The 12,992-nt window shown below is 67.4% G+C and carries 10 protein-coding genes; 3 read left to right on the forward strand and 7 right to left on the reverse strand.

Annotated features, from left to right (window positions below; genetic code table 11):
* Positions 1-208 precede the first annotated feature (208 nt).
* The 4 genes from L3V85_RS08085 to L3V85_RS08095 form a co-directional block, all read right to left on the reverse strand.
* Entirely contained in the window at positions 209-1,261 is a 1,053-nt protein-coding gene (locus L3V85_RS08085) for a hypothetical protein (protein WP_237678804.1), read from the reverse strand.
* 568 nt (positions 1,262-1,829) lie between these two features.
* A complete protein-coding gene (locus tag L3V85_RS08090) occupies positions 1,830-2,135 on the reverse strand; it encodes a hypothetical protein (RefSeq protein WP_237678805.1) in 306 nt (101 codons plus the stop codon).
* Between the two features lie 67 nt (positions 2,136-2,202).
* Positions 2,203-2,529 carry a membrane protein insertion efficiency factor YidD gene (gene yidD, locus L3V85_RS37540; protein WP_366492424.1) on the reverse strand — a complete coding sequence of 109 codons (327 nt, stop codon included), beginning with the start codon at positions 2,527-2,529 and terminating at the stop codon, positions 2,203-2,205.
* Between the two features lie 42 nt (positions 2,530-2,571).
* Positions 2,572-2,886, reverse strand: a complete 315-nt coding sequence (locus L3V85_RS08095) for a toxin-antitoxin system YwqK family antitoxin (protein ID WP_237678806.1) — start codon at positions 2,884-2,886, stop codon at positions 2,572-2,574.
* A gap of 385 nt (positions 2,887-3,271) precedes the next feature.
* Between L3V85_RS08095 and L3V85_RS08100 the strand changes: the two genes are divergently transcribed.
* The 3 genes from L3V85_RS08100 to L3V85_RS08110 are packed head-to-tail and all read left to right on the forward strand — an operon-like array spanning position 3,272 to position 10,077.
* On the forward strand, positions 3,272-8,032 hold the full coding sequence (locus L3V85_RS08100; RefSeq protein WP_237678807.1) for a CapA family protein: 4,761 nt from the start codon (positions 3,272-3,274) through the stop codon (positions 8,030-8,032).
* Positions 8,029-8,970, forward strand: coding sequence for an alpha/beta hydrolase family protein (locus L3V85_RS08105; RefSeq protein WP_237678808.1), 942 nt, complete (start codon positions 8,029-8,031; stop codon positions 8,968-8,970). The genes L3V85_RS08100 and L3V85_RS08105 overlap by 4 nt, the downstream gene beginning before the upstream one ends.
* A 27-nt stretch (positions 8,971-8,997) precedes the next feature.
* Positions 8,998-10,077: an aldose epimerase family protein gene (locus L3V85_RS08110; protein ID WP_237678809.1), complete on the forward strand. Its 1,080-nt coding sequence runs from the start codon at positions 8,998-9,000 to the stop codon at positions 10,075-10,077.
* On the opposite strand, the gene L3V85_RS08115 is transcribed toward L3V85_RS08110, so the two are convergent.
* From L3V85_RS08115 to L3V85_RS08125, 3 genes are all read right to left on the reverse strand, one after another.
* On the reverse strand, positions 10,012-10,749 hold the full coding sequence (locus L3V85_RS08115; RefSeq protein WP_237678810.1) for a Crp/Fnr family transcriptional regulator: 738 nt from the start codon (positions 10,747-10,749) through the stop codon (positions 10,012-10,014). The genes L3V85_RS08110 and L3V85_RS08115 overlap by 66 nt on opposite strands.
* Before the next feature lie 106 nt (positions 10,750-10,855).
* Entirely contained in the window at positions 10,856-11,818 is a 963-nt protein-coding gene (locus L3V85_RS08120; RefSeq protein ID WP_237678811.1) for a helix-turn-helix transcriptional regulator, read from the reverse strand.
* Positions 11,819-11,903: 85 nt separating this feature from the next.
* Entirely contained in the window at positions 11,904-12,857 is a 954-nt protein-coding gene (locus L3V85_RS08125) for an SMP-30/gluconolactonase/LRE family protein (protein WP_237678812.1), read from the reverse strand.
* Between the last annotated feature and the right edge of the window lie 135 nt (positions 12,858-12,992).

Raw genomic sequence — 12,992 nt, forward strand, 5'->3', positions numbered from 1 at the left:
GTTTCAGATGAGCGAGAGGGCGCGACGCGGAGCGCCCAGCGAACAGTGCTCTTTGGAGCGAGACGGCTGATGCCTCTGTGATGGAGGAAGGTTGGCGCGGTTGAGGTCGCCTTCGAGTTGGCTTTGGCGGCAGCCATGCGATCCATGTTGATCACCGACAGACATGCGAGCATCTGCTTTGCAGCGCCAGCAGCAGTCCGAACCCACTTTAGTCGCCAGGGCCCATGCTTGGCGGGGCGTTCCGCTGCGTCCAGGCCAGCAGCAACCGGTCCAATACATCGTCCCCGCTTTCCGGCAACTTCAACTCGCGCAGCTTCACGGGGTATGCCCAAAGCGAGTCCGTCGGCGCGCCAAGGTGACGTGGCCCGATGTAGTGCGACGGGTCATTCATGAACAAGACGCCATGCAACAAGCTGTCTCGCAAATAACCCTCTGCATGAAGGTCGTGCACCGTCTGCTGAATCTCTGTGAGCCACCGCATGCGCTCTTCCTTTGTGCCGAAAGGCAAGTTCACGTCAACGAAGACGTACAGCGGGTACTCCGGCGCCTTACCAAGCGCATCCTCCAGGAGGCTCCGAATCTTGACCTTAGCCCCCGGGTCGCCCGCGTGGCCGCCCTTGAAGCCGAGAACTCCGTTTCGGCGCCGGCTCTTCGCCTCGACTGAGATGGAAATGCCAGCTTCCGTGTGGACGGCGACAAACTCGACGTGCCGCTTATTAGTGTCAGCCTCGTCCTCGAACTGAATCTCGAAGCCTGCTGTAACCGCAATTGAGCACGTCAGCAGTTCACATCGTGCACTTTGGAACTCGTCTGGATTTCGCAACTCGCGGCTCAACTTGGCGAGAAGCTTGGCGTTGTCTCGAACAGTGAAGAGGTCATATCCCAGGCGACCCCAAGCCACCGACGAACCGCTAGGCCTATAGACCCCTTCAGCCTCGTCCAAAGCATGCTGATCCACTGCCGTACTGAGCCATTGCAACGCATGGTGTCGTTCCTCAAATGGCCGATTCATCTCGGCCTGAATGCGGTCCTCACCAAAGAGGTCGAGCGCCGTGTCGTGATACACGTCCAGCAGGTTGTACGGCCCCTCACGAATTTGCTTGTTCAACGTTCCGCCGATGGCAATGACCATCTTGCCTTCCATGTGGGTGTACACGGGAAAGCGCGCATGACCGTGCAACCGCACGAACTCATCTTCGGAGGCTTGCTTAATCTTAAGCAGGGCGATGAGACTTGCGATCTGTTCAGGGGTCGGCTTCACCTAATTAACCTGCTTTGAGTCGAATGAGAGGTTCATGTTGAGCTTTCTCCCGTCTCGGTGCGAAACACATCCAAACACGAACGTGGCAACGTCTTCAAAGGTGGGTACGCGGCGCCCGAGTACCTTGGGCAGCATTGGCTCTCCTCGAATTGGCGCTCGCAAACCAGCGCAATGAACTCTCGTCGCCTATTGCACAAAGAACAACGGCCCTGGATTCAGCCCTGGACACCGACAGAGGTCTGTGCTGAAAACGAACTTGGGCACTGTAGCAATACTGCCGCTTTTGGTCCTTCAGAACTATTTGAGGAATCGGAACGAGTGTTCGCAACCAGTTCGAAGAGGGCATTCAACTGGTCATGCCCGCCGCAGCGGCCGAACTGCCAACCCCAAAGCCGCCCTCATCGTGCACAGGGCGCCGGGTGCTCCCTGCAGTGAAATAAAGGAGGAGGCCGCAGGACTGGGCGACTTGTGGCAATCGTGCACGACACGAGATGCTACTTCCGCTTCGGGCACGTAGGAGACATCCGCGATCCGCAACGGCGGTCGTTCAATAAATGCAGCTATCCAACTACGCTTCGTCGCAGCCAGTCAGTTGGGAACGCCAATAGAAGTCGTCTGGCGTATCAAGAAGGGCAAGAAACCCGTATCGCTCATCCTTGACCACCACGCCATTGGACATGATGTCATCAGGAACGCCGCTTTTGTCCGTATCGTCTGCGACGAAGGTGAAGCGTTTACCGACAGCTTCTTCCAGCTTGAGGCCTAGCTTGCTCAAGTCCCGGATTGAACCCATTCGTTCCAGTGAATACCCGCGGTCGCTCAACCTTGCATTGAAGTCGCAGTAAATCTCCGGGTAGGGGTGGGGCTCACGCATCGTCTATAGGTTCCTGCAACAAAGGGCAGTTGCTCAAGTGGATGACCGCTCCTGGCCGCATTCTGACTTAGCCGGGCCAGCATCCGCAGCACCCTGACAGCTTTCTCGCACCCCAGCGAGACCAAATCGGGCAAGCCTCTGCGGGAGCTTCCGGCGGCGCCGCAGCTGCGCGGGCGTCCGCGCTGGAGAGTATTCGCGCCGAAGCGGCGCATGCTTCAAATCGACGGATGGTGACCAGGGCGCCGGTTATCAACCCGAGGCGAGCAATCGCTCGCTTTGCGAATCGCGAACAGGAAGCTTCGCCCGTCCGCATTCGATGTGCGCAGCCGAAGCCCTTGTAAGGCGAAATGAACCGCTGGTATCCGTCAATGGCAGCTATCGCAAGGGTCTTCATGTGCCTCGCTGGAGGTTCGTGCTGAACGTCTTGTCCTGGCCGTCAGCTGAAAATAGTGCTCGGTTCCGCAGTGCCATCGGGACTCCAGAACTGCCACACACCGACCTCCTTGCCCTCGCGATAGCATCCCTCGGATGCAGGTCGACCGTTCGGGTGGAAGTCGCGCCATAGCCCGTCCTCTTTGCCATCAACGTACTGGCCTTCGGAAGCCACTGTGCCGTTCTCATGGTATTCAACGAAGAAACCGTGCCGAATCCATCGCGTCCGGTCTGGTGCCATCACCCTCGCATATCGGAACCTGATGGCTCCTGACTCGTAGGGAATCTCGGCGATGTTGAGGTCAACTTCGATGGTCATGATGTTGGCGTCGACGGGCGAATTGGCAGTCGGTAGGGAACGTCCGGTTGGTCGATAGTACCCATTAGTGAGAGCGCACCGAACGTCAAAAGCCAGCTTGAAGCGGGCATCGAACGCAGTCCTGCCAATCTCGACCATGCCCTGAGCCCGCCCGTCAAAACTCTGCCCGCCTAGCACCTGCATCTCGCAAAAGCTCGGCCGCGCACCCGCCCATATCCACCGGCAATCCGCTGCAGCGTCCAACTCCGCAAATCCACAGCCGCCCTCATCGTGCCCTGTGCACGCGCCCTGAACAAAGCCACTCCCGAGCAAACAACAACAAGAGCAATCCCATGGATTGACGGTATGGCAAGCCGCTCGACGCCCTGTCATCATTCGCCGCTGCATGACCATCGATCCGAACCCCCTCGTCGATTTGTTGACCCGAGCCAGGCAAGCCCTGGCGGACCCGGCGGGCATGCTGCCCGCAGCGAACCCCGCCACCCCGGAGGCCGGATGCGTGGTCTTCTTCGCCACGGGCGAAGACAGCAGCCGCGCCCGCGTGGCATCCGGCCGTGGCGCCAACATCGAAGCCGCATGGCAAGCCGCCGCCGAGGCCATCGCGGCGCAGGCCGCCCGCGGCGAAAACCCGCCGCAACGCCTGCGCGCCGAAGTCGTCGACAAAGTCACCCCCATGCGCTGGCGCGAGCTCAAGGCGAAGTTGGCGCAAACCAAGCGCAACTACTTCAACGAAGGCATCGCCTTCGACGCACGCTTCGAGATTGCCCTGCTCGCCCAGGAAATGCACGGCGGCGCGGTGCTCTATAACGGCGACGTCGACCACGCCGAGCCCAACCCCGGCAACCTGCACCTGCTCAGCAAACGCCGCTTCGGCCGCGAGATCGACTTTCCGTCGGACGACGAAGCGCCCGTCTGGTGCTTCACCACCCGCGCCGTGTACGTCGACGCCAACGGCGCGTGGCCCATCACAGCCGAAGGGCAGGCGGCAGGATTTCGCACGCTCTCCGACTGGAACGCGCCGCAGATCCGCACCCTCATCGAAGACGCCAGCACCTACCTCGCTGGCCAGGTCAAGCCCACGGGCGAGTTCGACTATGGCTGGTTTCCCTGCTTCGACCGCCTCATTCCAACCTACAACACGCTGCGCCACGCAAGCTCGACCTACGCCATGCTCGAGGCCTGGGAGCTCACGCGCAGCGACACGCTGAAGGCGTCCATCGACCGCTCGATCGGCTTCCTCGCGGGCACGCTCATCCGCCCGGCCGTGCTGCCCGACGGCACGCGCGCCGCCTACCTGCTGGACATCGGCAACGAGATCAAGCTCGGCGGCAGCGCCGTGTGCCTGCTCGCGCTGGTCAAGTACATGGAGCTCACGGGTGACAGGCAATTCCTGCCGCTGCTGGAGCAGCTCGCGCTCGGCATCCGCCACATGCAGGACGCGGAGACCGGCAGCTTCGTGCACGTGCTGACCGCGCCTTCGCTCGACGTGAAAGACAAGTTCCGCGTCATCTACTACGACGGCGAAGCCGCCTTCGGCCTGATGCGGCTGTACGGCCTCACGCGCGACGCACGGTGGCTCGCGGTGGTCGAGAAAGCCTTCGAGCATTTCATCGCGGCCGAGCACTGGCGCGCGCACGACCACTGGCTGAGCTACTGCGTCAACGAACTCACGCGCTACCGGCCAGAGACGCGCTACTACCAGTTCGGCCTGCGCAACGTGGCGGGCTACCTGGACTTCGTGCTCGAGCGCATCACCACCTTCCCCACGCTGCTGGAGCTGATGATGGCCGCGCGCGACATGGTGCTGCGGCTCGAAGCCGACCCCGCGCTGCGCCCGCTGCTGGCCGAACTCGACCGCGACAAGTTCGACCGCGCGCTGGCATACCGTGCGCGCTACCTCGCCAACGGCCACTTCTGGCCCGAGCTGGCGATGTTCTTCCGCAACCCCGCGCGCATCGCCGGCTCGTTCTTCATCAAGCACCACAGCTTCCGCGTGCGCATCGACGACGTGGAGCACTACCTGTCGGGCTACGTGGCCTACCACCGCATGCTGAAGGCGAGCGAGGGTCAGCAGCAAGGGCGGCGCGCCGGCACCGGCACGGTCGCGTGGGGCGGCGACGTGAACCTGGGGCGGCGCCAGCATTACCGGATGCACGAGCTGGGCGGCGCGCGCAGGATGCTCGGCGACATCGCCGCGCTGCGCGATGCCGACCTGCGCATCGTGAACCTCGAATGCGTGGTCGCGACCACCGGCGAACAAGGCATCGACAAGGGCGAGGCCGGGCCGTACTACTACCGCGCGCGGCCCGAGATGCTCGCGGTGCTGACCGAGGCCGGCATCGGCATGGTCGCCACCGCCAACAACCACAGCGGCGACTACGGCGCCGAGGCGCTGCTCGAACAGCAGACGCACCTCGATGCCGCCGGCATCGCCCACGCCGGCACCGGGCGCACGCTGGAGGCCGCATGGCGCCCCGCCTTCCGCCGCGCGGGCGGCGTGCGCGTGGCGCTGTTCTCGCTCGACGCCACGCAGCAGCGCTTTGCCGCCAGCGCCGAGCGCGCGGGCGCGGCCTGGCTGCCGCTGGACGACCCTGCCGCATGGACCGCCGAGCTCGCGCCGCGCATCGAGGCCGCGCGCCGCGAGGCCGACGTGGTGCTGGTGGCGGTGCACTGGGGCGCCAACCTGGAGACCGCGCCTTCGGCGGCAGAAGTCGCTGTCGGCCATGCCATCGTCGACGCGGGCGCGGATGCGGTGCTCGGCACCTCGGCGCACGTGCTGCAGGGCATCGAGGTCTATCGCGGCCGGCCGATCCTGCATGACGCGGGTGACCTGCTGTTCGACTCCATCCGCAACGACTTCGGCGACTCCGGCGTGTTCACGCTGGCGCTGGGCCTGCACGGCGTGGAGGCAGTGGTGTTCACGCCGGTCGGCGTCGGCTACGGTTTCTCGCGGCAGCTCGCGGGCGAGCAGGCCGAGGCGCTCAGCGCGCGCTTCGCCGAGCAGTGCCGCGCGCTCGGCACGCAGATGACGATGGTGCAGGGCGGGCGTTGCGCGCTGCGGCTGTCGCCGCCGGAGCGGCCCGCGTTCCAGGCCGATCCGGCTTCGGCCGTGGCGCCGGCCGTGCGTCCCGCGCCGGTCGTCGGCCCGGTGCGCGCGCCGCGTCCCGAATGGCTGGCCGACGCGGTGCCCGACGACGCGCGCATCACGCCGCTGCAGATCGGCCCGCTGCGCCTGCTGGGGCTGCGCATCGCGCCGCGGCAGATCGTCGGTCGGCGCATGCTGTGGGTCGAGTCTTTCTGGTGCATCGACGAGCCCGTGGCGGCCGACCTGCGGCTGCAGTTCCGCGCGCTGCCGATGCGCAGCAGCACGATGCCGCCGTGGGGCGAGGGCATGGACCACGACCCCTGCGACTGGATGTGGCCCACCAGCCGCTGGGAGCCAGGGCGCATCTACCGCGACCGCTACGGCCTGCGCCCGCCGCGCCCCGGCCTGCTCGAAAGCGACGTGCTGCAGCTCGAGCTGCGCCTGCGCGGCAACCTGCCCGAGCTGCCGCCAGAGCTCTCGAGTGCACGCCGCCTGCAGGTGTGGTGCGGCCTTCGCGTGCCGGATTTTCCGGTGCCGCTGCCCGAGCGCCCCGCGCCGGTGCTGGCTGTCGACCGCCTAGGCGAGGGCAACGCGCCCGCGCCGGTGTGGACCGCCGACGAGCTGCAGCAGATCACGGGCGGCCGTTGGATGGTGGAACCGCCGCCAGGCTGGTTCGTGAATTCGGTGGTGCGCGGGCCCCTCCACATGTCGATGCTGCCGGCGCCGTCGCTCTTCGTGGCTTCCGACTACCGCACGCTCGCCGTGCACGAAAGCTACAGCAAGCCGCGCGCCGACAACTGGGACCGCCACCTCGAACTGCCCGGGCTGCAGCATGCGCTGGCGGGCGCGGTGGTCGCGCACGAGGTCGAGGGGCTCGATGCGGCCTTCCCGCTGCTGCAGGTGCAAGATCCGATCGCCGCGATGCTCGCGTTGGGCGCCGCCGCGCGGGCCCGCTACAAGGGTTTGCTGGTGGGCGTGACCGGCACGGTCGGCAAGTCGTCCACCATCGCCATGCTGCGCGACCTGCTGCCCGAGCGCGCGCGCGTGCACACCACCATCGACAACTACAACTCGCGCGTCGGCGTGCCGGCCATGCTGGCCAACCTGGCGGCCGACACCGACGTGTGCATCCTCGAGATGGCGCAGAGCGGGCTGTGGATGGAGCGCGGGCCCATCTCGCTGAAGGCGCGGCCGCACGTGGCCGTCATCACCGAGATCGGGCTGTCGCAGACGCGGCAGGCCTCGACGCTGGAGCTCACGGCCGAGTACAAGTCGCGCATCTTCCTGGGGCTGGAGCCCGGCGGCGTGGCCATCGTGCCCGACCACATTCCCTGCCTGCAGCAGGTGGTGCAGGCGGCAGCGCGCACGGCCGGCGCGATCTGGGTGGTGGGCACGGGGCCCGAGGCCAACATCCGCATCGTCGACACGCAACCCGAGCCCGGCGGCGGCTGCCGCGTGCGCATTGCGATGGCGGGGCGCACGGTGGCGTATTCGTTCCCGCTGCACAGCGCCGGGCTGGTGCGCAACTCGGCGCTGGCCTTCGCGGCCCTGGTGGCCATGGGCTTCGACGCAGAGGACGCCTGCGCGCGCATGCCGCATGTGCGCCTGCCGGCATCGGTGATGCAGGTGCATCCGCTGCGCACGCAGGCCGGCGTGCAGGCCACGTTGATCGACGACAGCTGGAATGCCGAAGTCATGTCGATGCGCAACGCCATGGAGTTCGTGCGCGGCTTCCAGCGCGCGGCGCAGGGGCCTGTCGTGCGCAAGATCGGCGTGCTGGGCCGCATCGTCAACCTCGACAAGGACGCCGAGGCCATGCACCGCAGCCTGGCCGCGCCGCTGCTGCAATCGGGCATTGCGCACGTGGTGACGCACGGCGACGAAATGCGCTGGCTGCGCGAGGAAGTGCCGGCCGAACTGCTCGGCCCGCATTTCGACGACGCTTCGAAGCTCGCGGGGTACCTCGGCGGTTTCCTGCGCGACGGCGACCTGGTGCTGGTGAAGGGCGACCGCATCGGCTCCGACTTCGGCGAGGTGCCCGTGCTGCTGCGCAAGCTATGAGCATGCCCGGCTTCCTGCGGCGGCACGCGCGCTGCGCTCTCCTGCTGTGCGCGCTGGCGCAGGCGGCCTGCGCCCAGCGCACCGGCCCCGACGTGCCGCGCCCCTTTGCGGCCAGCAACGACGAGGTGCTGCACTGGAACCAGCCCGCCGACCGCGCGAGCTGCCCCGACCGCGCGGGCTACCTGTGGGTGCAGCCGGTGGAAGGGCCGGCCTGCATCCGCTACTTCGCGAGCGACGACATCGACGGCGCGCGCATCGCCGTCGTGCAGTTCTCGGGCGACCGCGACAGCGTGATGGACCAGGCGCCCACGCGCATTCCCGGCAACACGGAGCCGCTGCGCACGCTCGATGCGCAGCGCAGCCGAGACCGCGCCGGCGTGCCCTGGATCTTCATGGCGCGGCCGGGCACCTACGGCTCGTCGGGCGACCATCGCCAGCGCCGCCAGCTGGTGGAGTTCCATGCGCTGGACGCCGCGCTCGACGCGCTGATGCAGCGCCACAAGCTGCAGCGCATCGTCATCCTCGGCCACAGCGGCGGCGCCACCGCGGGCGCCGCGCTGCTCACGCTGGGGCGCACGCGCGTGGCCTGCGCGGTGCTGACATCGGGCGCCTACGGGCTGCTGGAGCGCGCGCAGCTTCTGGGCCGCTCGAACGGCGGGCGCACCGACACCACGGGAAGCGCGCAGTTCTACGACCCGCTCGACCATGTGGGCGGCATCGCGCGCGACCCCGCGCGGCGCATCGTGCTGATCGGCAACCGCGACGACCGCAACACGCCCTTCGCGCTGCAGCAGCGCTTTGCCGACGAGGTGGGCAAGGCGGGGCACCGCGTCGAGATCCGCACGCACGCGGCCGAGCCGCCCGAATACCACGACCTCACCGACCGCATCGGCCTGCGCACCGCCTCGCTGTGCGCGCGCGAGGCGCTGTTTCCCTAGCCGCCGCAGCCAGCGGAACGCATACCCATGAGCAGCTCCATCACCTCGCGCGCCTACGGCCGCATGCCTGACGGCCGCGCCGTGACCGAATACACGCTGGACAACGGCCGGGGCCTGAGCCTGAGCGCCATCAACCTGGGCGGCATCGTCACCGCGCTGCGCGTGCCCGACCGGCGCGGGCAGGCCGAAAACATCGTGCTGGGGCTGCCCTCGTTGGAGGCCTACCTGAAGCCGCATCCGCACTTCGGCACCATCGTCGGCCGCTTCGCGAACCGCATCGCGGCGGGGCGTTTTTCGCTCGACGGCGCGGCCCATCAGCTCGTGCTGAACGACGGCCCCAACTCGCTGCATGGCGGCGCGAAGGGCTTCGGCACCCGCTTCTGGGACATCGTGCCGCTGACGGCGCAGGAAGCCGGCGGCGACGTCGCCATCGAGCTGCGCTACACCAGCCCCGACGGCGAAGAGGGCTACCCCGGCGAGCTGCGCGCCACGGTGCGCTACACGTTGAGCGCCGCGGCCAACACCTGGCGCATCGACTACGCCGCGCAGGCCGACAGGCCCACGGTGCTGAACCTGAGTCACCACGACTACTTCAACCTCGCGGGCAATGCCGGTGGCTCCGTCATGGACCACCGGCTGACGCTGCCCGCGAGCCGCTATTGCCCGGTCGATGCCACGCTGATCCCCGCCGGCCTGGCCGACGTGGCCGGAACGCCGTTCGACTTTCGCAACGCTACCGTCATTGGCGAGCGCATCCGCCAGGGCCACGAGCAACTGCTGCTCGCGCACGGCTACGACCACAACTGGGTGCTCGACCGCAGCGATGCCCACCAGGGGCTGGCGCTGGCGGCGCGCCTGGAACACGAGGCATCGGGCCGCGTGATGGAGGTGCACACCAGCGAGCCCGGCGTGCAGTTCTATTCGGGCAATTTCCTCGACGGCAGCCTGCTGGGCAGCGGCGGCGCGAGCCTGCGCCAAGGCGACGGCTTGTGCCTGGAAACGCAGCACTTTCCCGATTCGCCGAACCGGCCCGGCTTTCCCTCAACAGTGCTGCGCCCGTGCGAGGTGTTCCGCAGCGCGACCGAGCACCGGTTCTCTGCCGGCTGAGGAATCCGGCGGCAGCGCGCCGAAGTCGGTCGCCGCGAATTCGGGCGACACATGCACGGCGTCTCCGTCGCGCCGCAGCAGGCCGCGGCTTTCCATGTCGCGCATGGTCTTGTTGACCACCTCGCGCGACAGGCCCGAGTACGAGGCGATCAGCGACTGCGAGATGCGCTTGTCGTAGCCGCCCGCGCTGGCCGGCGCCAGCTCGGTGAGCTGGTAGAGCACGCGGCGCACCAGGTCTTCGGAGGGCAGCGTCGTCACGCGCCGCATCTGGCCGCGCAGCATGCTCATGCGCTTCATGGCCAGGCCCAGCAGCGCCATCGCCACGCCGGGGTGCCGCACGCACAGCGCGCGCATGACGGCGATGGGCATCAGGTACACCGACGAAGGCAGCGTCGCCACCAGCGCCTGCGTCGAGCGGTAGCTGTCTTCCCGGATCGTGAGGTCGAAGAAGAAATCGTCCGGCCGGATGAACTCGCTGGTGAACTCCGCGTTGGCGTCGCGTCCGGGCGCGCTCACGCGCAGCAGGCCGGTGGCCACGCAGTAGATCCTGTCCGTGGTCTCGCCGATTTGCAGCACGGTCTCGTTGCGCTTGAAGTAGCGAAGCTGGCTGTGGCGGGCAAGCGATTCCCGCTCCGCCGCCGGCAAGCCGGCTGTCAGGGGATGCAGATACATAGCCGCGCATGATTCGCGAAGGCGCGCGGCCCGTCTTCTCAATCCGCGCACGCGGTCGGAATTTTTGGGTACTTCTGTTTTCGAAAATAGGGCGCTTGCGCCCGCCTCAGACGCCTTCAGCCATCGCGCGGGCGTCCCGGGGCGTCATGGCGTAGGCCGCGCGGAACACCCGATAGAAAGTGGCGATGCTGTCGAAGCCGCAGAGGTAGGCGATGTCGGTGACCGAACGCTCCGGCGCCGTGGCCAGCATCCGCGAGGCATCGGCCAGGCGCATGGCGGTCAGCGTGCGCGCGAAAGACAGCCCGGTGGGCTCGAACAGCACATGCACCTGCCGCAGCGAAATGCCCAGCTCGCGCGCGATGGTGGCCGGCGACAGGTCGGGCTGGCGCAGGTCGCGCGCCAGGATGTCGCGCGCCGCATGCAGCAGGCCCGAGCGCAGCGCTGCGCGGCTTTCCGGCAGGCCCGGCGCCAGCCGACCTCGCGCCAGCAGCGCGAGCCGGGCGGCGTGGGTGACCTCGGTCTCGGGGCTGGGGAGCTCGGCCGGGCGCCGCGTGAGCGCATGAAAGCTCGCCATCAGCGGGCGCAGGAAGGGCGTGGCCGAGCCCATGGGCTCGGCGAACAGGTCGTCGGCGCGCGCACCGAGCAGCAGTTCCTGCGTCAGCGGAATCCGCACCATGCGAAAGTCGAAGCCGTCGCTGCGCAGCGGCATGCCGGCGTAGGGCAGGTCGGAGTGATTGACGACGAGGTCGCCTTCGCGGATGTGCATGCCGGACTGCCGGCCGGTGCTCATCAGCCCCGGCCCGCGCACCTGCAGGCCGATGCACAGGCTCTGGCTGGCCACCCGCGCGATGTCGGCGCTGGTGCGGCTGATCTGGTAGGAGGAGGCGCGCATGTCCGAGACCGTGGCGCTGCCGACCGCCGCGGCGTGGAAGCGGCCCTGGAATTGCGGCCGGCGCTCGCGTTCCAGCTCGATCGTCACGCCGAACATGTGCCGCCCTCGCGCTTCGCACCAGTGGTCGAAGCGGTCCTGGGGGCGGAGGTCGTCGGTCGAGAAATTCAGCATGGCCATCGGCGTCGGAAAGTCCGAATGTCCGATAACTACGCTTGTTTGGCGAGCCGATGCCCGCTGCGGCCCCTGGCCGCGTCGGGAATTGCTAGCCCGCGAACAGCGCCGCTGGTACGCCAGGGCTGCCGATGCGCACCCTGAAGAGCCCGCCGGCCAGCGGCTCGGCTGCCTGCTGCTCGGGCGTGAGGCTGTTGCGGGCCGTGGTGATGTAGAGCGTGCGCAGGTCGGCGTCGCCGAAGGCGCAGTCGGTCACGTGGCTCGCGGGTATGTCGATGCGGCACAGCTCGGCGGCGCTCACCGGGTCGTGACAGGTGACGCAGGCGCCGCCCCAGTGCGCGATCCAGAGGCGCCCGGCGGCGTCGGTGGTCATGCCGTCCGGCAGGCCGTCGGGCTTGGGGAAGCGGTGCCACTCGCGGCGGTTCGACACCGTGCCGGCTTCCATGTCGAAGTCGTAGGCGTAGAGCTTGTTGAGCACCGTGTTGTTGAAGTACATGGTGCGGCCATCGCCCGACCAGGTCGGGCCGTTGGTCACCTCGAAGCCGTCGTCGTGGCGTGTGCAGCGGCCGCCGGCGTCGTAGCGGTAGAGCGCGCCGGTGGGTGCCTTGCAGTCGAAGTCCATGCTGCCGGCCCAGAAGCGGCCCCGCGCGTCGCACTTGCCGTCGTTGAAGCGGTTGCCGGTGCGTTCGGTCTCCGGCTGGTGCAGGTAGCGCGGCTTGGCCCCGTCGCCCGGCGCGGTGGTGTCGAACAGCGCGAAGCCGCGCCGCAGCGTGATGAAAAGGCCCGGCGCCGATGCGCGCTCGGCGATGGCGGTGATCTCCTCGTCGAAGGTCCAGGTGCGTTGCGCGCCGGTGGCGGGGTCGTAGCGGAAGAGGCGCGGCGTGAGGATGTCGATCCAGTACAGCGCCTGCTCGCGCTGCGACCACATCGTGCCTTCACCGAGGTTGGCGCCGGCGGGCCAGATGCATTCGGGCGCGCCTTCGACCACCGGCGCAGGCAATGAGGAAGAGGAAGAAGAGGGGGTGTTTGTCTCGTGCTTGTTCATTTGTTGTTCCGTTGCTCGGTGTCATGTCTTCTTGACGCGGCGGATCGTATCAAGGCATATTGATAATAGAAATTGAAAATACTGGCATCGATTGATATGCGTATTGCAATGTCATTTGCCGGGCTTCTGGAGACG

The organism is Variovorax paradoxus (assembly GCF_022009635.1).
In the GTDB taxonomy this organism is placed as follows: domain Bacteria; phylum Pseudomonadota; class Gammaproteobacteria; order Burkholderiales; family Burkholderiaceae_C; genus Variovorax.

Bases quoted from the DNA above. Each gene is read 5' to 3' on its own strand.
- L3V85_RS08090 (WP_237678805.1), bottom strand. From the start codon at position 2,135: ATGCGTGAGCCCCACCCCTACCCGGAGATTTACTGCGACTTCAATGCA.
- yidD (WP_366492424.1), bottom strand. From the start codon at position 2,529: ATGAAGACCCTTGCGATAGCTGCCATTGACGGATACCAGCGGTTCATT.
- L3V85_RS08095 (WP_237678806.1), bottom strand. From the start codon at position 2,886: ATGACCATCGAAGTTGACCTCAACATCGCCGAGATTCCCTACGAGTCA.
- L3V85_RS08100 (WP_237678807.1), top strand. From the start codon at position 3,272: ATGACCATCGATCCGAACCCCCTCGTCGATTTGTTGACCCGAGCCAGG.
- L3V85_RS08105 (WP_237678808.1), top strand. From the start codon at position 8,029: ATGAGCATGCCCGGCTTCCTGCGGCGGCACGCGCGCTGCGCTCTCCTG.
- L3V85_RS08110 (WP_237678809.1), top strand. From the start codon at position 8,998: ATGAGCAGCTCCATCACCTCGCGCGCCTACGGCCGCATGCCTGACGGC.
- L3V85_RS08115 (WP_237678810.1), bottom strand. From the start codon at position 10,749: ATGTATCTGCATCCCCTGACAGCCGGCTTGCCGGCGGCGGAGCGGGAA.
- L3V85_RS08120 (WP_237678811.1), bottom strand. From the start codon at position 11,818: ATGGCCATGCTGAATTTCTCGACCGACGACCTCCGCCCCCAGGACCGC.
- L3V85_RS08125 (WP_237678812.1), bottom strand. From the start codon at position 12,857: ATGAACAAGCACGAGACAAACACCCCCTCTTCTTCCTCTTCCTCATTG.